Origin of the sequence: Ralstonia sp. 22111, from assembly GCF_052045895.1 — a bacterium.
Lineage (GTDB): Bacteria > Pseudomonadota > Gammaproteobacteria > Burkholderiales > Burkholderiaceae > Ralstonia > Ralstonia wenshanensis.
The window spans coordinates 21,591-42,594 of record NZ_JBQEPR010000007.1; the positions used below are offsets into that span (position 1 = coordinate 21,591).

Here is a 21,004-nt window from a genome sequence, read left to right on the forward strand (position 1 = left end):
CACGCGGGTTCCCTGACAACAAGGGTGTCCAATTGACGGAGCGCAGCGCACATGACCGACATCGCCAACTACTTGCCGCACGATCTGGAGCAGTCAACGCTCGTCGGTCGGATCTGGCGCACGACCGCCAACGGCGAGGGGCCGTCTGTCGTGGTGGTACGCAACGGTGTCGTATTCGACATCACAGAAGCCGTGCCAACCGTGGCGGACCTGTTCGAGCATCCTGACGCACTGGCCGTTGCCCGGCAGGCGCCTGGGGAAAACCTGGGCCGCGTCGAGGCGCTTGTCGAACGCTCCATGTCTGCCGATCGCGCGGGCACCTTGCCAACCCTGCTTGCGCCGAACGACCTCCAGGCCATCAAGGCCTGCGGCGTGACGTTTGCCGTCAGCCTGATCGAGCGTGTGATCGAAGAACAGGCGGGCGGCGACCCAGCCAAGGCCCGCGACGTGCGCGAATCCATCGTCGGCGTGGTGGGCTCCGATCTCTCGAAGATCAAGCCCGGCTCCGATGCGGCCATGCGGCTCAAGGACGAACTGCAGCGCCGGGGCGCGTGGTCGCAATACATGGAAGTCGGCATCGGGCCCGATGCGGAAGTGTTCTCCAAATCGCAGCCGATGTCAGCAGTCGGGTTCGGCGCCGATGTGGGCCTGCATCCGGCCTCACGCTGGAACAACCCGGAGCCGGAGATCGTGCTGGCAGTCAGCAGCACGGGGCATGTCGTGGGGGCGGCGCTCGGCAACGACGTCAACCTGCGCGACATCGAAGGCCGCTCCGCGCTGCTGCTGGGCAAATGCAAGGACAACAACGGCTCCTGCGCCATCGGCCCGTTTGTGCGCCTCTTCGATGAGCGCTTCACGATCGACACGATTCGCACGACCCAGGTATCGCTGCGCGTTGAGGGCACCGACGACGGCTTTGTGCTCGACGGCGTGAGCCACATGAGCGAGATCAGCCGTGACCCGCTCGACCTCGTCGCCCAGACCTGTGGGCCGCACCATCAGTATCCGGACGGCTTCATGCTGTTTCTCGGCACGATGTTCTCGCCGATCAAGGACCGTGACGCGCCGGGTGCCGGCTTTACGCACCACCTCGGCGACCGCGTGACGATCAGCGCGCCGCCCCTCGGCGCGCTGGTCAACACGGTGCGCCTGTCGACGGAGATCGCACCGTGGACGTTCGGTGTGCGCGCCCTGTATCGCAACCTGGCCGCACGAGGTCTCATCCGTCAGGACTGATCGGTCTTCGCTGCGGAAAAGTCCACGGCACATTCCGTGGACGGGAGCCCCTTGACCGGCGCGCGAAACGCGAACAAGCCGCCGGCAAGCGGCTCCTTCTGCAACGCCTCGTCCGTCAGGCCCTTTCGGGCGGTGGTTGCATAGACGGTCTGCAAATCATTGCCGCCAAATGCGAGCTTGGTGATGTTGGAACACGGAAACTCGACGCGCCCGATGCATCGGCCGTCGGGCGAGAACCGCTCGATCCGGCCTCCGCCAAACAGCGCGACCCACACGCACCCTTCTTCATCGACGGCCATGCCGTCTGGGTAGCCGGTGCCCTCAATCGAGGTAAAGACGCGCTTGCGCTCCAGCCTGCCGTCGTCGTCAAGGTCGAAGGCATAGACCGCGCGCTGCAAGGTATCTGTGTGATACAGCGTGCGGCCGTCGGGGCTCGCGGTCGGGCCATTCGTGATGACGTAGCCCGAATCGCGCACGCTCAGCCGGCCATCCCGACCGACGCGGTAGAGCTGCCCGCTCGCCTCGTGCTCTGCATCGTCCATCGAGCCAAACCACAGCGCCCCGGTGCGGTCGACATAGCCGTCGTTCAGGCGGTTTCCCGGCCGATCGGTCTCGACGGGCAGCATGCGGCTGAAGGTACCGCTTGCGAAATCGAACCGGTAGAGACCGCCCTGCACGCCGCAGACCAAGCTGCCGTCAACGCTGGGCAGCGCAAAGCCGATCTGGCCGGGCGCGACCCAGCTGCGGCGCACATCGGTATCCGGGTCATAGCGGTAGAGTCGCCTGCCTTTGATATCGACAAAGACCACGCAGCGCGACGCGGCATGCCACACCGCGCCTTCCCCAAGCGTTGCGCCGACGCGCCAGACGCATTCCGGAGTGATCGGCATCTTCATCCGCCGTACCACCCGGCATCGACAAAGTACTCACGCGCCGTGCAGCGCGCGGCATCGTCCGACGCAAGAAACAGCGCCATGCGCGCCACGTGTTCCGGCTCGACACGCTCATGCAGGCACTGCTCGGCCAGCAGCTTGGCTTCACTCTCGGGCGATTGCCAGAGCGCCATCTGCCGCGGCGTGCGCACCGCGCCGGGCACGATGCAATTGACGCGAATGCCGAACCCGCCAAGATCACGCGCCAGACCGCGCGTCAGGCCTTCAATGCCGGCCTTGGCCGTCATGTAGATGGCGAGGTCCGGCTGGGCAAGGTGCCACGAGATGGACCCGAGGTTCAGGATCACGCCGTGCCCCTGCTTCTTCATGCTGGGCAGCACGGCTTGCGCGCAGAAGAACTGATGGCGCAGGTTGACCTCGATGCGGTTGTCCCAATAGGCCGGCGACACCGTTCCGATCTGGTGACGGTCATCATTCGCTGCGTTGTTGATCAGCACGTCGATGGGGCCGGTGTCGGCCTCGATGTCCGAGAACGTGCTGCTCAAGGCGTCGATGTCGCGCAGATCGCAGTAGCGGAATACCGGCGGATGCACGCATTCGACCAGCGACGCCGCCAGCGCTTCTGCGTCCGCACGCGCAATATCCAGAAACGTAACGCGCGCCCCCTGTTTGGCAAAGCCTTCGACGATGGCAGCGCCAATGCCGCTACCGCCACCGGTAATCACAACGTTCTTGTTAACAAGGCTCGGATAAATCGCATAAGACATAGGAGATTCCAGTTACAGCAAAAAGAGATAAAGCCCGCAGCGCTGGTTCAGCGACGGCCGGAGCGCGAGATGACATCCACCCAGACGGCAAGAACGAGGATGCCGCCCTTGACGATCATCTGCCAGTAAGCGTCGACGTCGAGCATCGACATGCCGTTGTCGAGGCTGGCCATGACGAGCGCACCGACCAGCGCACCGTAGACCGTGCCCGCGCCGCCCCGCATGGACGTGCCGCCGATAAAGCAGGCCGCAATGGCATCCAGCTCGCCCATGGTTCCGGCAGACGGCGAACCTGCAGCAAGACGCGCCGTATTAACGATGCCGGCAAACGCACACATGAGGCCCATGAGCCCGAAGATGGCGAGCTTCACGCGATCGGTGTTGATGCCCGACAGGCGCGTGGCCTCAAGGTTTGAACCCACTGAGTAGATACGGCGGCCGAACACTGTCTGGCTGGCGATCCAAGAAAAAATACCGAGCAACGCCAGCACGAGCAGAACCGGCACCGGGATGCCGCCATAGCTGTTGAGCGTGGCGACAAACGCGAGGATGACCGCGCCCGCCACAACAAGCTTGGCGACGTCTTGCCAGAGCGGCGCAACGTCGAGTTCATAACGGCGGTGCTCGCGCCGCTGCCTGATCACCACGAAGATCAACAGGCAGAAAATCAGCACCGCCATCAGGTCGCCCACTCGGCGCGGCAGGTAGCCCTGGCCAATCAGAACGAAGCTGTCCGACACCGGCGCAATCGTTGAGCCATGTGTGAGGCCTAGCAGGATGCCGCGATACGCGAGCATGCCGCCCAGGCCAACGATGAAGGACGGAACGCCCCGGTAGGTTGACCACCATCCGTTGAACAGGCCCATGGCCACGCCGAGCAGCAACACCACGGGCACCGTCGCCGTGATCGGCCAACCCAGTCCCTGGTCCAGGATGGCAGCTACGCCACCCAACAGGCCAAGCAGCGATCCGACCGAGAGATCGATCTCGCCAGCGATGATCACGAACACCATCCCGCAGGCCAGCATCCCTGTGATCGACATCTGCCGCAGCAGATTGGAGAGATTGCGGGCCGACGTAAACGCACCGTCGGTCAGTATCGAAAAAAACAGCCAGATCGCGGCCACGGCAATCAGCAACGCGAGGATCTTGTAGCGTGCGAACAGTTGCCTCAGGCGCTGGCTTGCCTTGAACGTGTTGCGCGAATCGCCCACCCCGCCCGTGGCTTGTGGGCTCGTTTGAGAAGTCATGCCTGGCCACCCTGGTGGAAAGTTGTTGCATGCCGCGCCGGCTGAATGGCGGCGGTCAGAATGTGTTCCTGCGTCAGTCCGTCGTTCACGAAGTCGCCGCGCAGTTCCCCCTCGCCGATCACGAGCACGCGGTCCGAAATGCCAAGCACTTCGGGCAACTCCGACGAGATCACGATGATGGCCATGCCGCGCTTGGCGAGGTCGCCGATCAGCTTGTAGATCTCGTACTTGGCGCCGACATCCACGCCGCGCGTGGGCTCATCCAGAATCAGGACGCGCGGCTCGGTGAGTAGCATCCGGGTGAGGACGGCCTTTTGCTGATTGCCGCCAGACAGGCTGGCAATCGGCAGCATCGGATGCGCGGCACGCACGGCAAGCCGCCGCATCTCTTTGCGGATCGTGTCGAGTTCGGCCGCGCCATCAATGCGCCCGAGACGCGAAAAACGCTGGAGGACGGCGAGCGTGATGTTGTGTCCGACGCTCATCAGCGAGACGATGCCGTGACGTTTTCGGTCTTCCGGCACCATCGCGATACCCGCACGAATGGCATCAAGTGGCGCGCGGACTTTCAACGGTTTGCCGTCAAGTACAAGCTCGACTTCGCTGGCGCCTTCATACGCGCCAAACACCGCCTGCATCAGTTCTGTGCGCCCTGCACCGACCAGCCCGGCCACGCCAAGAATTTCGCCACGCCGCACCGAAAAGGACACATCGTCGACCCGCTTGCGAGTCGGGTTGTTCGCGTCATAGCACGTCACATTGCGCGCCTCGAAAACAACCTCCCCGATGGGATGCGGTTCACGCGGGAACAGCTGCGTAATCTCGCGCCCGACCATCTGCGCGATGATGCGGTCGGTGGTGAGCGCGTCCATCGGCGCGGTCGACACATGGCGGCCGTCACGGATGACGGTGACCGTGTCGCACACTGCCTCCACCTCGTCGAGCTTGTGCGAGATATAGACGCACGCAATGCCGCGCGCTTTCAGATCGCGCACGATGTCGAGCAGGATGCGCGTTTCTGCCGCCGTAAGTGACGACGATGGCTCGTCCAGGATCAGCAGCTTGGCGCGCTTGTTGAGCGCCTTGGCGATCTCAATCAATTGCTGATGGCCGCCGCCGTAGTGCATCACAGGCAGCGCCACGTTGATGCCCTGAATGTTCAGGTCACGCAGCAGCTTGTCCGCGCCCTGGTACATGGCCGCGTAGTTCATGCGCCCGCCGGGCAGCGTGATTTCGTTGCCGAGATAGATGTTCTCGGCCACCGACAACTCCGGCACCAGCATCAGTTCCTGATGGATGATGACGATGCCGGCGCGCTCGGTATCGCGAATACCGCTTGCGTGCAGCGGCTGCCCTTCCCACAGGATTTCGCCATCCCAGGTGCCGCTCGGGTAGACACCGGAGAGCACCTTCATGAGCGTTGATTTTCCGGCGCCGTTCTCGCCGCACAGGCCGACACACTCGCCCGGCCTCACAACCAGGTTGATACCGTCGAGCGCCTTCACACCGTCAAACGTCTTGACGATGCCGCGCATCTGCAACAGAGGTTCAGACATGCCTCGTCCTTGAGGTACGAACGCGGCCGGCGACAAAGCGTTGGCTCGTCGCCGGCACAAAGTGGCCCTGACTGCGCGACCTTATTGGCCGCCGATCTGAGCCTGCGTGTAGAAGCCGTCTTTCACCACCAGGTTGACGTTGTCCTTCGTGAGCTGGGTGGGTTGCAGCAACACCGTGTCGACCTTCTTCTTGCCGTTGTCGTACTGCGCGTTGAACTTCGGCTTGTCGCCCTTGGCGAGCGCCACGGAAAGCTGCGCGGCCTCGGTAGCAATCAGCTTGAGCGGCTTGTAGACCGTCATCGTCTGCGTGCCGGCAATCACACGCTTGACGGCGGCAAGGTCAGCATCCTGACCCGACACCGGTACCTTGCCGGCCAGCTTCTGCGCAGCCAGCGCCTGGATTGCGCCACCGGCCGTGCCGTCGTTGGATGCGACCACGGCATCGATCTTGTTGTTGTTCGCGGTCAGCGCGTTCTCGACGATACCCAGCGCCGCAGAGGCGCTCCACTCCGGCACCCATTGCGAGCCAACGACCTTGATGTCGCCACGGTCGATGGCCGGCTGCAGCACCTTCATCTGGCCCTGCCGCAGCATCTTCGCGTTGTTGTCCGTCGGTGCGCCGCCCAGCAGGAAGTAGTTGCCCTTCGGGCGCACGTTGTAGACGCCCTGCGCTTGCAGCTCGCCCACCTTCTCGTTGTCGAAGGAGATATAGGCGTCAACATCTGCATCAAGGATGAGGCGGTCGTACGACACCACCTTGATGCCGGCCTTCTTGGCTTCGGCCACCACATTGGTCAGCGCCTTGGAGTTGAACGGCACGATGACGATCACGTCGACGCCGCGCGAGATCAGGTTCTCGATCTGCGAGATCTGGCGCTGCTCGCTGGCATCCGCCGATTGCACCGACACCTTGGCACCCAGCTTTTCTGCGGCGGCGACGAAGTAGTCGCGGTCGCGCGACCAGCGCTCCACGCGCAGGTCGTCGATACAGAAGCCGATTTCCGGATGCGCCTTGCTGGCGTGCGCCAGCGGCGCTGCAATCGACAGGCTGGCGAGCATTGCACCGCAAAAGGCGGCCCTCAGAACACTACGGCGTTGGTTCGATTTCATGTCTCACTCCATCTTCTATTGTTGGTGGATACCCCTAGGCCGACGGTGCGCGTGGTGCGCCGCAATAGTGATCTCGCCCGGCTCGACGGCCATCGCATGGTGATGCGGCCGCTCAGCACGGGCAATTACGAAATTGCCCAACCGCCCTAACATTTCTTGCCACCCCGCTGCGATCGTCTGACAGCGCCCCACGCAGCCAATAGAATGTGCAAGCGCGCTGCACGCCCCAGCGCTGCAGCCGTTTGGCAACCCCTGCCACCGCGAGCGGCCCGAGCCACCATGCACCGTCAACCGTCCGATCCATCGCAGCACGCGCGCATTCATCGCATTGCGCTGCTGTTCAATGCCAACAAGGTGTATGACCGCGAGATCATCGCGGGAATTGGCGACTACATGCGCTCCACCCGCGTGACGTGGGACCTGTTTCTGGAAGAGGATTTCCGCTGCCGCCTACCCGGCATCGAGCGCTTTGACGGCGACGGCATCATTGCGGATTTCGACGACCCCGCCGTCGCCGAAGCGCTGCGCGGTTGCCCGCTACCGGTGGTGGCCGTCGGCTCATCGTATGAAGATGCAACGCAATACCCGGCAAAGGAGCCTTATGTCGCAACGGACAACGGCAAGCTGGTCGCGCTGGCCTACCGGCACCTGATCGAAGCCGGCCTGCAGCACTTTGCGCTGTACAGCCTGCCCCAGGCGCCAGAGAACCGCTGGGCACAGCAGCGCGAACTCGCCTTTACACGCTTGCGCCGGCAGGACAATCCCACCGCCCCGATTGAGCAGGAGATTTACCGGGGCCTCTCGACCAGCGCGCCGACCTGGCATCAGGCGATCGGTCAATTGATTGAATGGCTGCGTGCGTTGCCCAAGCCCATCGGCGTCATTGCCGTCACCGACGCGCGGGCCCGGCACCTGCTGCAGGCCTGCATGACGGCAGGCTTGGCCGTGCCGGAGGAAGTCGCCATCATCGGCATCGACAACGATCCGCTCACACGCACCTTGAGCCGCATCCCGTTGTCGTCCGTCATTCAGGGCACCGTGGAGATGGGTCGCACGGCCGCACACCTGCTGCATCAGATGCTGGGCGGTGCCCGCCTGGCAGGCCGGCAGATTCTCGTGCCGCCGGTGGGCATCAATGTGCTGGCGTCATCCCGGCACCAGCCGCTTGCCAGCCCGTATGTCATGCGCGCGCGCCACTTCATCCGGCAGTACGCCTGCCAGGGAATCAAGACCGAGCAGGTCGCGGACTACGTCGGTATCTCGCGGTCATCGCTCGAAGAACACTTTCGTCGTGAATTGAATTGCACCGTGCACCAGGAAATCCTTCGCCATAAGCTCGACGCCGCCAAGCACATGCTGGCCAGCCGTGATGTCGCCACCGCCGAGGTGGCGGTGCGCTGCGGCTTTACCTCCCCGCAATACATGCACGCCGTATTCCGACGCGAGCTGGATTGCACGCCACGCGAATACCAGGAACGCACCATCACAGAGGGCCAATCATGAGCATCGCGTCAGCGCTGTCCGCACACGCGCCGCTCGACGGCGCCATCTCGTCAGCAATATGGGGACAACTGCCGGGCGGTGAACCGGTTCGGCTGTTCACGCTGCGCAATGCCTTGGGCATGCGCGTTTCGATCAGCGACCTGGGGGCGACGCTCGTCTCCTGGCAAGCGCCTGACCGAGGCGGGCGCCTGGGCGAGATTCTCCTGAACCACGCGACGCCTGCCGCCTACCTTGAATCACCAGGCTATCTGGGCGGATTGATCGGACGCTGGGCGAACCGGATTGCGGGCGCGCGGTTCACGCTCGACGGCATCGACTACGCCCTCGATCGCAATGAAGGCGGCAATCTGCTCCATGGGGGGGCGAGCGGGTTTCATCGGGCGCTATGGCACGCCGAGGATCACGACGGCGCATTGGTCATGCGGCTCAACTCCCCGGAAGGCGATGCGGGATTCCCCGGCAACGTCGCCGTCCAGGTTCGCTATGCGCTTGACGACGATGGCACGCTGTCGATCGACTACGAAGCCCGGACCGATGCGCCCACGCCGATCAACCTGACAAGCCACGGGTATTTCAACCTGAGCGGCAAGCCCGGCACCGACATCAAGGGCCACATCCTGTCGATCGATGCCGACGCGTATCTGGAAGTCGATGCCAAGCTGATCCCGACACGAACAGCCAGCGTTGCGGGCACGGCGTTCGATTTTCGCCAGGGTGCGCCCATCGGGGTACGGCTGGACTGGCCTAACGCGCAACTCGCGCAGGCCGGCGGGTTCGACCACTGCTTTGTGCTGCGCAATACAGCGCCGGAGGGGCGCTCGCAGGTGCGCCCGGTCGCCCGGCTGTATGACCCCGGCAGCGGGCGCGAATTGACGGTACTCACCGATCAGCGCGGGCTGCAGTTCTATTCGGGCCACAAGCTGGCCGGCACGCACGCGCTACGCAGCGGCTTATGCCTGGAAGCGAGCGCGTTCCCGAACCAGGTCAACATGCCCGATGCGGAAACGGTCATGTTCCGCCCGGGCCAGGTCTACCGGCAGCACACCGCATACCGCGTGTCAGTTGCTGAAGAAGCCTGAGCCGCGAGACCTGATCCGCAGACCTAAGCCGAGCTGAGGCACGCGGCCTGGATGTTCAATGCGCAGCTGCAGCCGCGCCGTGCATGACTTCGTGCGAGCCGCGAATGCCGTTGAACCATGCGTTGAGCACCACGGCCACCAGCGTGCCCATCACGATGCCGCTGTGGGTGATCGGGTGCGTCCAGTCAGGAAAGTGGTGGAAGAACGCCGGCGCCAGCGTCGGCATCATGCCAAAGCCGACCGATACGGCGATGATCAACAGGTTGTGGCGCTGTTGCTGGAAGTCGACCATGCCCAGCATGCGGATGCCGGCTGCGGCCACCATCCCGAACATCACGATGCCTGCGCCGCCCAGCACGTATTGCGGCACGGAAGCCACCACGTAAGACAGCTTCGGAAACAGCCCCAGCACGATCAGCAGCAACCCGCCGGCGGCCGCCACATAGCGCGAACGCACGCCCGTGATCGACACCAGCCCGATGTTCTGCGAGAACGACGTATGCGGAAACGTGTTGAACACCCCCGCCACCACCGTCGCCAGACCGTCGGCACGCAGGCCGTTGGTGAGTTCGTTGCGCGAGATGGGCTTGCCCACCACGTGCGACAGCGCGAGGAACATGCCGGTTGATTCCACCAGCGTGATCACGATCACGATGCACATCGAGATGATGGCCGACAGCTCGAACTTCGGCATGCCAAAGTGGAACGGCGTCACCAGCGTCATCAGCGGCGCGGCGCTGGCGTCGGCCAGCGACACCTTGCCAAACGCCGCCGCCACCAGCGTGCCCGTCACGATGCCAAGCAGCACCGCGATATTGCACAGCAGTGCGTTGCCGAACTTGGTGAGCAGCAGGATCGTCACCAGCACGAGCGCTGCAATGGCCAGGCCGAATGGATCGCCGAACGCCGGGTTCGGCACCATGTGCTTCACGCCGTCGACCACCTGCGGAATCATCTGCTGACCGCCCGCGGCCCAGTTGATGCCTACGCTCAGCAGCGAAAAGCCGATCAGCATGATGACCGTGCCCGTCACCACGCGCGGGAACAGGCCCAGCAACCGGCCCATCAGCGGCGCAATGGCAATGCCGAACACACCAGAAACGATGGACGCCCCGAAAATGCCGGGCAGCCCCATGCCGGGCTCCACGCCAATGGCGATCATCGGTGCCACCGCAGCAAATGTGACACCCATCATCACCGGCAGACGGATCCCGAAGATCAGGAAACCGAGCGATTGGATGAGCGTGCCGATCCCAGCCGCAAACAGGTCGCAATTGACCAGATACGAGAGATCGCTCTTCGACAGGCCGAGCGCATTGCCGACAATCAGCGGCACGGCAATCGCCCCGGCGTACATCACCAACAGGTGTTGCAGGCCAAGTGCGAACAGACGGGGCAGCGGCAGAAACTCGTTGACGGGATCGGCAACGGTGTCGGCGATTGTCGACGAAGAAGGCGAGGGTTGGCCGGGGGATTGGCGCATTGTCTGTCTCCTGGGGCCGCTCTCGTGTCAATGCCGGGAGCGTGCTTTAGGCGGATGGGGCGGATTCCATCCGCCGGCATTCATGCGGCGTGATGCCGCGTATTTGCCGGAATCTTGGAGGGGCGCCATTTTTCTGTCAACAATTCCATACGTTTTTTGTGTACATATTTTGCGTTCTTAAACGTATGTGCGTCGTCATCCACCTCTTCACACCACGCGTGCCCGCGTGAACGACGCGCCAAAGAAAAAGCGCGGCCGCGACATGAGTCGCTGGCCGCGCAGTAGAAATACCTGGCAGGTAAAGCTGGAACCGGGAGCCGCCAACAAACCCAGTGAAGCAGAAGGTCTTGTCAGTGGCGCTCAGCAGACCTCAGTTCAGGTCGGCGTCGGCAGCCATGCGCGATCACGCAGGCGCGAGCGGATGCGGGCGATGGCCTGGCTGTGGATCTGGCACACGCGCGATTCCGACACGCCCATCACGGCGCCGATTTCGCGCAGGTTCAGATCCTGCTCGTAGTAGAGGCTCATCATGAGCTTTTCGCGCTCGGGCAGTGCCTCGATGGCAGCGACAACCGATTCGCGCAGGTCGTGGTCCAGCAGTTGGTCCAGCGGCGTGGCGTCGTTCTCGGGCGCGCGGTTCTCGATGAAGGCGTCGGCGTCTTCGCGGTCGAAATCTTCGTAATACAGCAGCTGGCTGCCTTGCAGGTCGACCAGTTGCTTCTGGTATTCGGCCAGCGACATGCCCAGCGCCGCGGCAATCTCGGTTTCCGTGGGCGCGCGGCCCTTCTGCTGCTGCAGCTTCTGGATCGCCTGCTCGATCGTGCGTGCGTTGCGGCGCAGGCCGCGCGGCAGCCAGTCCGAGCCGCGCAGTTCGTCCAGGATCGCGCCGCGAATACGCTGGGCCGCGTAGAACTCGAACTGCACGCCCTGCGTTTCCTCATAGCGCGACAGCGCATCGAGCAAGCCCATCATGCCAGCCTGGATCAGGTCGTCCAGCTCAACGCTGGCCGGCAACTTGACCATCATCTGGTTGGCAATGCGGCGCACCAGTGGTGCGTACGTGGCCATCTCGTCGGACTTGGTCTTGCGACCGGTTGCGGTGTACATATCCATGCCTGCCTTTGACGCTTCGTTCATGCTGCGCCTCAATAAACCAATTCGGCCGCGCGTGCGGTGGCGCCAAGCGTCGGAGTCGCTGTCGACATTGACGTTGCTTGCGCCGATTCATCTGCCGGCTGTGCCGGTGCCCGCGCCGACATGACCACCCGCGACGGCGCATTGCCATCACCGGCTTGGGCCTCGGCGCTGGCCCAGCTCAACATTTCTTCGGCAAGCTGGCGGAAGGCCATGGCCGAAGGCGATGCGGGAAACGCGCTCGCCACGGGCTTGCCGAGCGAGAGCGCAAGTTCTACGTGCCGGTCCTCCGGGAGGTAGCCGGCGAAATCGATACGGGTGTTCAGGTACTGGCCCACGGTGTTGGCCAGGTTGCCGAACACGCGCACGGCGGAATCCACCGAATGCGCGCCGCACACCACGGTGCGGATGCCAGCGCTGCCTTGCAGCACGGCGGTTTTCTTGAGCAGCGTGTACGCGCTCTTGATGCCTTCCGGACCATCGGAGAAGGTCAGCAGCACGTCGTCGCAGGCTTCGGCCACGGTGCTCAGCGCCCGGGTGCCGAAATGCGCGGCCACGAGCGTCACATCCGCCGTCTCGTCGTACTGCTCGAGCACGCCGGGCATGGCGAGCATGGTCTGGGCGTTCACCACGGCCGTGTCGCGGCCCATGGCGGACAGCGCGATGCGCAGGTTGTCGACAAAGTCATCGACCTGCTCTTCCGCACCGATCACCAGCACACGGCGGGCAGCAGCATGACCGAGCATGCGCCGCAGCCCTGCGGCTTGATCCTTGGCGAATGGCGTCGTCATGGTCGCCCCCTTGTCAGGCGAAATCGAAAGCGGCCAGGCCAGGTTCGCGGTTACCTGAGTTACGCAACACCGCGCCTTGCGCCACCAGCAACGATTCATCCGAATCCAGCGTGAACGACGACTGCTCCGCACCGGCCCGGAACGAGCGATGGATCAGCAGCTTCTTGTTCGGCACCGCAATGTCCTCCGGCACACGCTGGCCGTACGACACGTAGTGCAGCGGCAGGCGGCGGCGGATCATCACGTCCATCGCGTGGCCAACCGAGGCAGCCTCGTCGATCTTGGTCAGGATGCAGCCGGCGAGGTTGGCGTCGCGGTAGGCACCCACCACTTCATCGAGCGTCTTGCCGTTGCTGGCAGCGTTGAGCAGCAGCAGGCGCTTGATCGACGGGCCCACGGCATGCAGCATCGCCATCTGCTCGGACACGGCGCGGTCGCGCTGGCTCATGCCGATGGTGTCGATCAGCACGACGTGCTTCTCGCGCAGGTCGTTCAGCGCCAGGCTCAGGTCTTGCGCGTCTTTCACGGCATGCACCGAGACGCCCAGGATCTTGCCGTAGATGCGCAGTTGTTCATGGCCGCCGATCCGGTAGCTGTCGGTCGACAGCAGCGCCACGCGCGATGCGCCATGGCGCAGCACGAAGCGCGCGGCCAGCTTGGCGGTCGTGGTGGTCTTGCCCACGCCGGTCGGGCCCATCAGGGCAAACACGCCGCCCTGGTCGAGCAGGCTGTTTTCATCCGACACGGTGCTCAGGTTCTTTTCAATCGCGCGCTGCACGAAGTCCAGCGCCCCCTCATACGAGTCGTGCTGCGGCATGTTCTCCAGCACGTAGCGCGTGAGCTGTGCCGAGAACCCTGCGTTGAGCATGGTCTGGAACAGGCGCGTACGCACCGGGTCGCCCAGCTTCACGCCCAGCGAGGCCAAGCTCGACATGGCGTCGTTCAGGGTGCTCTTGAGCGTTTCGATCTCGCCGACCATGCGGCGGGTCATCACGTCGGTCTCGGCACGGATGCTTTCCTTCACGTCGGCCTGGATGGCCGAACGCTGCAGGCTCACGTCATCACGCGGGGCTTCGGGCTTGGCCATCGTGTCCTCCACGCGGACGAAAATGTCGGAAGCCTTGTCTGCGTCGGCTTGCGCCTCGATGCGCGCCTTCACGGGCGCTTCGGCCTTCTGTTGTTCGGCGCGAAGGTTACGGGCCTGGGCTTCCACGCGCTCGGCAAAGCTGCGCAGCGAAACCGGGCGGTCATCCTGCTCGCGTGCCTGTTCACGTGCCTGCTCGCGACGTGCGGCAAAGCGGGCGATCGATTCCACCTCCGGCTCGTCGTCTTCCACCGTGGTGCGGCGCGCGATGAACTGGGCGGTGCTGGCCATGGCCTGCGCTGCGGATTGGGCAACCTCGGCATTGGCACGGTCCAGCGACAGGCCGGCCAGCATGCGGGTGGATGCCGCCAGAGCATCTTCTTCCCCGAACGCCACGTCGTCGTCCACGCGCGTTTGCAGCGTGCGGCCGGCCGGCTTGGCTGCCGGAGCGACTTGAGCGACCGGGGCTGCCGGTGCGTCTTCCTGTGCAGGGGCGCGGCGCGAAGCGATGAAGCGGTTGCGCAGACGGGCCAGCGCGTTGGGCGCCGGCGTCTCGGCCTGCGGGGCTTCTTCAGCAGGTGCCTGAGCGGCGGCCACGGCTGCAGTTGCAGCGGCAATCGGTGCCGGCTCGGGAATCGGGGCCGGTGCCATCGGGCGGCGCTGCGCCGTCTTGGGTGCCGACGATTGCGTGTCGACCAGCGCATCCACGTGCGAGTCGCATGCCGCGATGATCTCGATGCCACCCGGAATGGCGCGGTTCGACAGGATCAGAGCGCCATCGCCCAGTTGGTCGCGGACTTTGCGCAAGACGTCACGCGACGTCAGTCCGGTAAATCGATGCATTTTCATGCGCGGCCTCCAAGCATGGCGACAACCTTAATCGTTCGGTGATCTGGAATTTCTGCGTGCGACAGCACGCGCAGGCTCGGTGCGGCACGCTTGAACAGGCGTGCAAGCATCGGGCGCAGTGCGGGCGGTACGAGCAGGACGCCCGTCTGACCCATCTGTTCGTGTTGCCGCGACGAGTCCGCAGCCGCTTGCATGAGCGAGTCAGCCAGTTGCGGTTCGATCGGGCCGGCGTTCGAGCCAACGACGCTTTGCAGCAAGATGTTCTCCAGATTCGGGTCAAGCGTGACGACCTGCATTTCGGTCTTGTTCGGGAAGAGCTGCTGGGCAATCGCCCGGCCCAGCGCCACACGCACGGCGGCGGTGAGTTCGGCGGGGTCTTGCGTCCTGCCTCCGTGTTCCGCCAGCGTCTCGACGATGGTGCGGATGTCGCGGATATGCAGGCCTTCGTCCAGCAGGTTCTGCAGCACCTTCTGCACGGTCGCGACGGGCAACAGCTTCGGCACAACGTCTTCGACCAGCTTCGGTGCTTCCTTGCCCAAATGATCGAGCAATTGCTGGACTTCCAAACGGCCGAGAAGCTCGGTGCTATGGGTGTAAATCAACTGATTGACGTGGGTGGCGATGACGGTGCTGCAATCGACCACGGTGTAGCCCTCGGCCTGCGCGCGATCGCGCACATCGGCGTTGATCCACATGGCCGGCAGGCCAAAGGTCGGGTCCACGGTGGGCGTGCCGGGCAGTTGCGTGCCCAGGCGACCACCCAGGCCGCCCATGCCACCATGGCCGCCCAGGCCGTCCTGGCCACCCGGGTTGATGGCGAGGAACTTGCCCTGCTGCACCTCGCCGTGGCCGATTTCCACGCCCTTGAGCGTGATGCGGTACGACGACGGGCCCAGCTCCAGGTTGTCGCGGATATGCACCACCGGCGCCAGGAAGCCCATGTCCTGCGTGAACTTCTTGCGGATGCCCTTGATGCGGCGCAGCAGCTCGCCATCCTGGCTCTTGTCGACCAGCGGGATCAGGCGGTAGCCGATTTCCAGGCCCAGCACGTCGACCCACGACACGTCGTCCCAGCTCGCCTCGGGCGTATCCACCGGGGCAATGGCCTGCAGCACGGGTTCGACCTCGGGCACTTCGCGCTTCTTCTTCAGGTACCAGCCCAGATAACCCAGACCGCCGCCAAACAGCACGAACGGGATGTGCGGCATGCCCGGCACCAGGCCCAGCAGGCCCAGCACGCCGGCGGTGGTCATCAGCACCATCGGCATGGCAAACAGCTCGCTCGACAGTTGCTGGCCGACGTCCTTGTCGGTGGAGACGCGGCTGACCATGATGCCCGCCGCGGTGGAGATCACCAGCGCGGGAATCTGCGCGACCAGGCCGTCGCCGATGGTCAGCAGCGTGTAGTTGGTGGCGGCGTGGCCCACGTCCATGCCGTGCTGGAGCACGCCCACGGCCAGGCCGCCGATGATGTTGATCAGCAGGATAGCGATACCCGCCACCGAATCCCCGCGCACGAACTTGCTGGCACCGTCCATGGAGCCGAAGAATTCGGCTTCCTGGGCGATCTCCGTGCGGCGCCTGCGGGCTTCGTCTTCGCGGATCAGGCCGGCGTTCAGGTCGGCGTCAATCGCCATCTGCTTGCCGGGCATCGCATCCAGGGTGAAGCGCGCGCTGACCTCGGCAATACGGCCCGCGCCCTTGCTGATCACCATGAAGTTGATGATCACCAGGATGATGAACAGCACGATGCCGACGGTGTAGTTGCCGCCCACCAGGAAGTGGCCGAAGGCTTCGATCACCTTGCCGGCGGCGTCGGGGCCGGTGTGGCCTTCCATCAGCACCACGCGCGTGGACGCCACGTTCAGCGACAGCCGCATCAGCGTGGTGATCAGCAAGATGCTCGGAAACGACGAGAAATCCAGCGGCTTGAGCGTGTGCATGCTGATCAGCAGGACGATGATCGACAGCGCGATGTTGAACGTGAACAGCAGATCGAGGATGAATGGCGGCAATGGCAGCACCATCATCGCCAGGATCAGGATGATGAGTACCGGGCCCGCGGCGGAGCGGTAGTCGCCCTTGCGCAGGATGTCGGTGACTCGGAGCAGTGCGGCGTTCATTGGCGGGTCGTGCAGCGGGGGGCTTTTCGATGGATGCCATCTTGCCGGGGGAACCGCCAAATCGAACACGTGAGAAAGCCGCCCAAAAGGCGGCTTTTCTTTGAAATACCCTCCCACCGGGGGGTGCGGAAGCGGCCAATGGCGCCGTCTGGCCCAAACTGCGCGCCAAGCGAGCCATCCCCGAGCCTCAAACAGCCGTTCACCGAGCTAAAAGTGTCGAGCACGAGGCTTTTTGCTCGGCAGCCCGAGCTCTGAACTCGATGCTTGGAGCTTTGTGCTCGGCGATCCGAGCTCGGAGCTCGACGCGTGAGGCTTTTTGCTCGGCCATCCGAGCTCGGAGCTCGGCGCGTGGAGCTTTTTGCTCGGCCGTCCGAGCTCGGAGCTCGACGCATGGAGCTTTTTGCTCGGCCGTCCGAGCTCGTAGCTCGACGCATGGAGCTTTTTGCTCGGCCGTCCGAGCTCGGAGCTCGACGCATGGAGCTTTTTGCTCGACAGGCGACGCTTTATGCGTCTTCGGGCTCGTCGTCCGGGCCAGGCTGTGGCCCCGGGTCCATATCGGCGGGCACCGGCAGGTCGGTCGGGCGCACCGGCACACGGCCGCCCACCTGGTGCAGGCGGCGCAGCTGGTAGACATAGGCGAGCACTTCAGCCACGGCGGCGTACAGCGCTTCGGGAATCTGGTGGCCGATCTCGGTATGGCGGTACAGCGCACGGGCCAGCGGGGGCGCTTCCAGAATGGGAATCTTGTGCTCCGTCCCCAATTCGCGAATCTTGGCGGCGACCATGTCAGCACCCTTGGCCAGCACGCGCGGCGCGCCGCCTTCCTTTTCGGAATAGCGCAGCGCTACGGCGTAGTGCGTCGGGTTGGTGACGATCACGTCGGCCTTGGGCACATCGGCCATCATGCGGCGCTGGGCGGCCTGGCGCTGCAGGTTGCGGATGCGGCCCTTGACGTGCGGATCGCCTTCGGACTCGCGGTGCTCCTTGCGCACTTCTTCCTTGGTCATGCGGTGCTTGCGCGCGTATTGCCACAACGACAGCGGCACATCCACGGCCGCCACCAGCATCATCACCGCCGCCATGCAGAGGAAGGCCACGCCGGCCACGTGCAGGGTGTCGCGCATGGCCACGCCCAGGTCTTGCTGCGGCAGTTCGATCAGGTCACCCCGGTAATACCGGACCAGCAACCAGCCCACGCCGGCAATCAGGAACAGCTTGATCAGCAGGCGGGGCAGCTCCATCAGCCCCTCCAGCGAGAACATGCGCGTCAGGCCCTGCAGCTTGAACAGGCGCGAAATATCGGGGGCCAGCGGCTTGAACGAGATGGCCCCGCGCGTGAGCGCCAGCGGCGACAGCGCGGCAATCACCAGCATCAGCATCAGCCCGCCCAGCGCCATGGCCAGCGGCATGAACTGGCCCGTGACGTAGTTCCACTGGTCCTGCCCGCTCGTGTAGTTGTAGCGGTGGAACTCCAGGCAGCGCGCCAGGAAAGATGACGCAGCCCGCACAATCGAATCGCCCATCACCCACAAACCGCCCGCGGACACCGCCGTGAGGGCGAACGAAGCAAGTTCCCGTGATCTGGGAACGTCGCCTTCCTCGCGCGCCTGCTCGAGGCGCCTCGGAGAGGCTGGTTCGGTTTTTTCGAGATCGCTTTCTTCGGACATGCCGGGCGTGCGAGGGGTGGACGGACGCTCGCATTATCCCGCCCCGGTCTGGCCATCGAAGCGCAAAGAAGACGCCTTGAAAGCACGCTTATCGGCAAAAAGCCGTCCCGCGCGGTGGCGATGGCCCCTCCCGAACCCGATCCGCTCGCATGAGCGAGCCGCCCGGTTTGCGGTCGTGCCCCTTGGCTCCGCAAATACACTGCTCCCCTATATGGGGTCTGCCGCGCGATGCATGCGGTGCGGCTCGACATCCTCCAGCCGGTCTGCCGTGATATCCGCCGGATGCACCACCACGCCACCATTTCGCGCGATGAACTGTTGCGCATCCGCCAGATTCCGGAATGCGGGAAGATTGCCGCGCCGCATCGGTCCCAGAGCGGTCGACCCCGACACATAAACGGCCTGCAGTGCCGGAAGCCATCCACCGTCTCCCATGGCATGCACGTAGCTGGCGGCAACTTCCGAGGCCTGTCGTCCGGGTGCATAGCGCTGCAGGTTTCGCAGGTAGATGAACAGGGTCAGCGGTGAATCAAAGAAGTACGCATCGCCGTTGGCAAAAATGAGCTGCGCCGCCCACCCGGGAACGCGAGATGGAAACGCCCCACAGACGGGGCAACGCGCGTTGGCAGGAACCGGACGAGGGGCGTGTGGCTGCAATCCGGACCGCGGATCGTACGGCACGGCCGGCGCGACAAAGCAGATCTCGTCAGGCAACTTCGGTTCCGCCCGCAGGGCTGCACGTCCCACAAACCACCAGAGAGACCAGAGCGTCCCAAGCAATACAGCCAGTGCCAACAGCGGACGGCGCATCGTCATGACCCGCTCCATCCGCTCGCGCTGGTGCCACAGGCAATGACGGCCCTGAACAGAAGAGGACTGCGGCGAATCACAACTGAAAGCTCCTCCGAAGGTAAGCGGGCGCTGCTTCCCCGCCCACAAAAGACAGATCGACGGCACCGCGGGAGAGGCATTGCCGCATCCCATCGACAATCGCGTCGCCAGCCAACGCCAGGATGACGAGCATATCGACTCTGCCCACCTTCTAAATTGATCGAGGGCATGAATGACTTCTATCTAATTTAAATAGACCCTTCTTACGGCATTGGCATTTCCAATTCCTGCATAGCAAAAAATTATCCAAAAAAAAATACCCGACATTGCATTGCGGATAAAAATGCATCTCCAATACTTGATTTGTATCAATTCTAGCCACGGGTATTTCGGCCAATTGATGCGAATCAATCTGTGTCGCAGGCGTAGCGCTACCATCGGCCGCTTCTGACACATGCGGTGAAATCTTGAACCGTTGCACTCCGCCCCTCCGTGGAACCCTGCCGAATATCGGGCTCGCCGGACTGACGCACACGCTGCGCTGGACTGCCAGTCCGGCCGCGAGCGCACCGGCGGCCCAGTACCGATATGCCTTCGACGGCGACACGATGGGCACGACATATCACGTCCGGCTCGCGCTTGCATCGCTTGACGACACGGCATTGCTCGATGCGGCGCGCGCAGCCGTGGATGCGGCTGTACAGGGAGTCGACCAACGCATGTCAACGTATCGGGCGGACTCGGAACTGTCGCAACTGAACCGGTATGCGGGCGGGCGCCCCTTCGCGTTGTCCGCCGACACGATCAGCGTATTGCAGATGGCGAGATCAGTGAGCCTCGCAACGGATGGCGCGTTTGATGTCACAGCCGGGAGCTTCGTCAACCTGTGGGGCTTCGGGCCGGAAAAGGCTCAACGTGTGGTAACGCCGTACGAGCTGGCGATGCTCAAGAGCGCAGTCGGCACCGGCGCACTGGAAATCGACCCGCGCACGCGTACCGCCACGAAAGCCGACCCTCGCGTTTATGCCGATCTATCGGCCATCGCAAAGGGTTTTGGTGTCGACCAGGCGGCCCTCGCGCTCGACGCGCTTGGCATCTCCGATTACATGGTCGAGGTGGGTGGAGAGGTGCGCGCCAAGGGCCGGCGCCATGACGGGCGCGCGTGGCAAATCGGTATTGAAGAGCCTCAGCGGACGCAACCGCGCCGTGCCCGATTCGTCGTGCCATTGCGCGATATGGCAATGGCAACGTCGGGCGATTACCGCATCTGCTTCGAGCAGGATGGGCAACATTACTCACACGAGATCGATCCACGTACAGGCCGCCCAATCGCCAATGGCCTGACTTCCGTCACCGTGGTCGCATCGCAGTGTGCGATTGCCGACGCATACGCTACGGCGCTGATTGTGTTGGGCCCAGAGCGCGGCGTCGAGGTTGCCGAGCAACTCGGGCTGGCCGCCTATTTCGTCCTGCGCGATGTGGATGGCCGCCATCAAGACCGGATGACAACCGCGTTTGCTGCGCTGGGCGGCCGCCCTGCCACATCGACCTGATCCACACCGCGACCCGCACAAAGCGCAACGGCATCGTCACATTCATTCATATCCGAATATCCTCATTAAAAATAGGTTATTCAAATTTCCAATGG

16 protein-coding genes are annotated in these 21,004 nt (G+C 63.9%); 4 read left to right on the forward strand and 12 right to left on the reverse strand.

Annotated elements, in window-relative coordinates; genetic code table 11:
• The first annotated feature begins 51 nt into the window (after nt 1-51).
• On the forward strand, nt 52-1,236 hold the full coding sequence (locus ACTJK4_RS17800; protein WP_440818581.1) for a fumarylacetoacetate hydrolase family protein: 1,185 nt from the start codon (nt 52-54) through the stop codon (nt 1,234-1,236).
• On the opposite strand, the gene ACTJK4_RS17805 is transcribed toward ACTJK4_RS17800, so the two are convergent.
• The 5 genes from ACTJK4_RS17805 to xylF form a co-directional block, all read right to left on the reverse strand.
• Entirely contained in the window at nt 1,227-2,132 is a 906-nt protein-coding gene (locus ACTJK4_RS17805; protein WP_440818582.1) for an SMP-30/gluconolactonase/LRE family protein, read from the reverse strand. The genes ACTJK4_RS17800 and ACTJK4_RS17805 overlap by 10 nt on opposite strands.
• Nucleotides 2,129-2,896 (reverse strand): SDR family NAD(P)-dependent oxidoreductase, encoded by a 768-nt coding sequence (locus ACTJK4_RS17810; RefSeq protein ID WP_440818583.1) that lies wholly within the window; start codon nt 2,894-2,896, stop codon nt 2,129-2,131. The genes ACTJK4_RS17805 and ACTJK4_RS17810 overlap by 4 nt, the downstream gene beginning before the upstream one ends.
• Nucleotides 2,897-2,943: 47 nt before the next feature.
• Nucleotides 2,944-4,146 (reverse strand): sugar ABC transporter permease, encoded by a 1,203-nt coding sequence (locus ACTJK4_RS17815; RefSeq protein ID WP_440077400.1) that lies wholly within the window; start codon nt 4,144-4,146, stop codon nt 2,944-2,946.
• On the reverse strand, nt 4,143-5,702 hold the full coding sequence (xylG, locus tag ACTJK4_RS17820) for a D-xylose ABC transporter ATP-binding protein (protein ID WP_316869646.1): 1,560 nt from the start codon (nt 5,700-5,702) through the stop codon (nt 4,143-4,145). Before xylG ends, ACTJK4_RS17815 begins: the two co-directional genes overlap by 4 nt.
• An 81-nt stretch (nt 5,703-5,783) precedes the next feature.
• Nucleotides 5,784-6,812, reverse strand: coding sequence for a D-xylose ABC transporter substrate-binding protein (gene xylF / locus ACTJK4_RS17825; protein WP_316869645.1), 1,029 nt, complete (start codon nt 6,810-6,812; stop codon nt 5,784-5,786).
• 279 nt (nt 6,813-7,091) lie between these two features.
• On the opposite strand from xylF, the gene ACTJK4_RS17830 reads away from it, so the two are divergent.
• Nucleotides 7,092-8,315 (forward strand): XylR family transcriptional regulator, encoded by a 1,224-nt coding sequence (locus ACTJK4_RS17830; RefSeq protein ID WP_440818584.1) that lies wholly within the window; start codon nt 7,092-7,094, stop codon nt 8,313-8,315.
• Nucleotides 8,312-9,394 carry an aldose epimerase family protein gene (locus ACTJK4_RS17835; RefSeq protein ID WP_260801421.1) on the forward strand — a complete coding sequence of 361 codons (1,083 nt, stop codon included), beginning with the start codon at nt 8,312-8,314 and terminating at the stop codon, nt 9,392-9,394. The genes ACTJK4_RS17830 and ACTJK4_RS17835 overlap by 4 nt, the downstream gene beginning before the upstream one ends.
• 55 nt (nt 9,395-9,449) lie before the next feature.
• On the opposite strand, the gene ACTJK4_RS17840 is transcribed toward ACTJK4_RS17835, so the two are convergent.
• The 7 genes from ACTJK4_RS17840 to ACTJK4_RS17870 all read right to left on the reverse strand — a co-directional run bounded on the left by ACTJK4_RS17840 (nt 9,450) and on the right by ACTJK4_RS17870 (nt 19,341).
• A complete protein-coding gene (locus tag ACTJK4_RS17840; RefSeq protein ID WP_343620059.1) occupies nt 9,450-10,877 on the reverse strand; it encodes a nucleobase:cation symporter-2 family protein in 1,428 nt (475 codons plus the stop codon).
• A gap of 375 nt (nt 10,878-11,252) precedes the next feature.
• Nucleotides 11,253-12,014 (reverse strand): RNA polymerase sigma factor FliA, encoded by a 762-nt coding sequence (locus ACTJK4_RS17845; protein ID WP_027679301.1) that lies wholly within the window; start codon nt 12,012-12,014, stop codon nt 11,253-11,255.
• Nucleotides 12,015-12,022: 8 nt separating this feature from the next.
• Entirely contained in the window at nt 12,023-12,802 is a 780-nt protein-coding gene (locus tag ACTJK4_RS17850; protein ID WP_232039922.1) for a MinD/ParA family ATP-binding protein, read from the reverse strand.
• A 13-nt stretch (nt 12,803-12,815) separates the two neighbouring features.
• Nucleotides 12,816-14,735: a flagellar biosynthesis protein FlhF gene (gene flhF / locus ACTJK4_RS17855; protein ID WP_440077402.1), complete on the reverse strand. Its 1,920-nt coding sequence runs from the start codon at nt 14,733-14,735 to the stop codon at nt 12,816-12,818.
• Complete coding sequence (gene flhA / locus ACTJK4_RS17860; RefSeq protein ID WP_440077403.1) at nt 14,732-16,858, reverse strand: flagellar biosynthesis protein FlhA; 2,127 nt, start codon at nt 16,856-16,858, stop codon at nt 14,732-14,734. The genes flhF and flhA overlap by 4 nt, the downstream gene beginning before the upstream one ends.
• A gap of 503 nt (nt 16,859-17,361) precedes the next feature.
• Entirely contained in the window at nt 17,362-18,525 is a 1,164-nt protein-coding gene (flhB, locus tag ACTJK4_RS17865) for a flagellar biosynthesis protein FlhB (RefSeq protein ID WP_232039925.1), read from the reverse strand.
• Nucleotides 18,526-18,732: 207 nt separating this feature from the next.
• Nucleotides 18,733-19,341: a nitrous oxide reductase accessory protein NosL gene (locus tag ACTJK4_RS17870; protein WP_316879203.1), complete on the reverse strand. Its 609-nt coding sequence runs from the start codon at nt 19,339-19,341 to the stop codon at nt 18,733-18,735.
• A gap of 482 nt (nt 19,342-19,823) precedes the next feature.
• Between ACTJK4_RS17870 and ACTJK4_RS17875 the strand changes: the two genes are divergently transcribed.
• Nucleotides 19,824-20,909, forward strand: a complete 1,086-nt coding sequence (locus ACTJK4_RS17875; RefSeq protein WP_440077404.1) for an FAD:protein FMN transferase — start codon at nt 19,824-19,826, stop codon at nt 20,907-20,909.
• Nucleotides 20,910-21,004: the final 95 nt, after the last annotated feature.

Bases quoted from the DNA above. Each gene is read 5' to 3' on its own strand.
- ACTJK4_RS17800 (WP_440818581.1), top strand. From the start codon at position 52: ATGACCGACATCGCCAACTACTTGCCGCACGATCTGGAGCAGTCAACG.
- ACTJK4_RS17805 (WP_440818582.1), bottom strand. From the start codon at position 2,132: ATGAAGATGCCGATCACTCCGGAATGCGTCTGGCGCGTCGGCGCAACG.
- ACTJK4_RS17810 (WP_440818583.1), bottom strand. From the start codon at position 2,896: ATGTCTTATGCGATTTATCCGAGCCTTGTTAACAAGAACGTTGTGATT.
- ACTJK4_RS17815 (WP_440077400.1), bottom strand. From the start codon at position 4,146: ATGACTTCTCAAACGAGCCCACAAGCCACGGGCGGGGTGGGCGATTCG.
- xylG (WP_316869646.1), bottom strand. From the start codon at position 5,702: ATGTCTGAACCTCTGTTGCAGATGCGCGGCATCGTCAAGACGTTTGAC.
- xylF (WP_316869645.1), bottom strand. From the start codon at position 6,812: ATGAAATCGAACCAACGCCGTAGTGTTCTGAGGGCCGCCTTTTGCGGT.
- ACTJK4_RS17830 (WP_440818584.1), top strand. From the start codon at position 7,092: ATGCACCGTCAACCGTCCGATCCATCGCAGCACGCGCGCATTCATCGC.
- ACTJK4_RS17835 (WP_260801421.1), top strand. From the start codon at position 8,312: ATGAGCATCGCGTCAGCGCTGTCCGCACACGCGCCGCTCGACGGCGCC.
- ACTJK4_RS17840 (WP_343620059.1), bottom strand. From the start codon at position 10,877: ATGCGCCAATCCCCCGGCCAACCCTCGCCTTCTTCGTCGACAATCGCC.
- ACTJK4_RS17845 (WP_027679301.1), bottom strand. From the start codon at position 12,014: ATGAACGAAGCGTCAAAGGCAGGCATGGATATGTACACCGCAACCGGT.
- ACTJK4_RS17850 (WP_232039922.1), bottom strand. From the start codon at position 12,802: ATGACGACGCCATTCGCCAAGGATCAAGCCGCAGGGCTGCGGCGCATG.
- flhF (WP_440077402.1), bottom strand. From the start codon at position 14,735: ATGAAAATGCATCGATTTACCGGACTGACGTCGCGTGACGTCTTGCGC.
- flhA (WP_440077403.1), bottom strand. From the start codon at position 16,858: ATGAACGCCGCACTGCTCCGAGTCACCGACATCCTGCGCAAGGGCGAC.
- flhB (WP_232039925.1), bottom strand. From the start codon at position 18,525: ATGTCCGAAGAAAGCGATCTCGAAAAAACCGAACCAGCCTCTCCGAGG.
- ACTJK4_RS17870 (WP_316879203.1), bottom strand. From the start codon at position 19,341: ATGACGATGCGCCGTCCGCTGTTGGCACTGGCTGTATTGCTTGGGACG.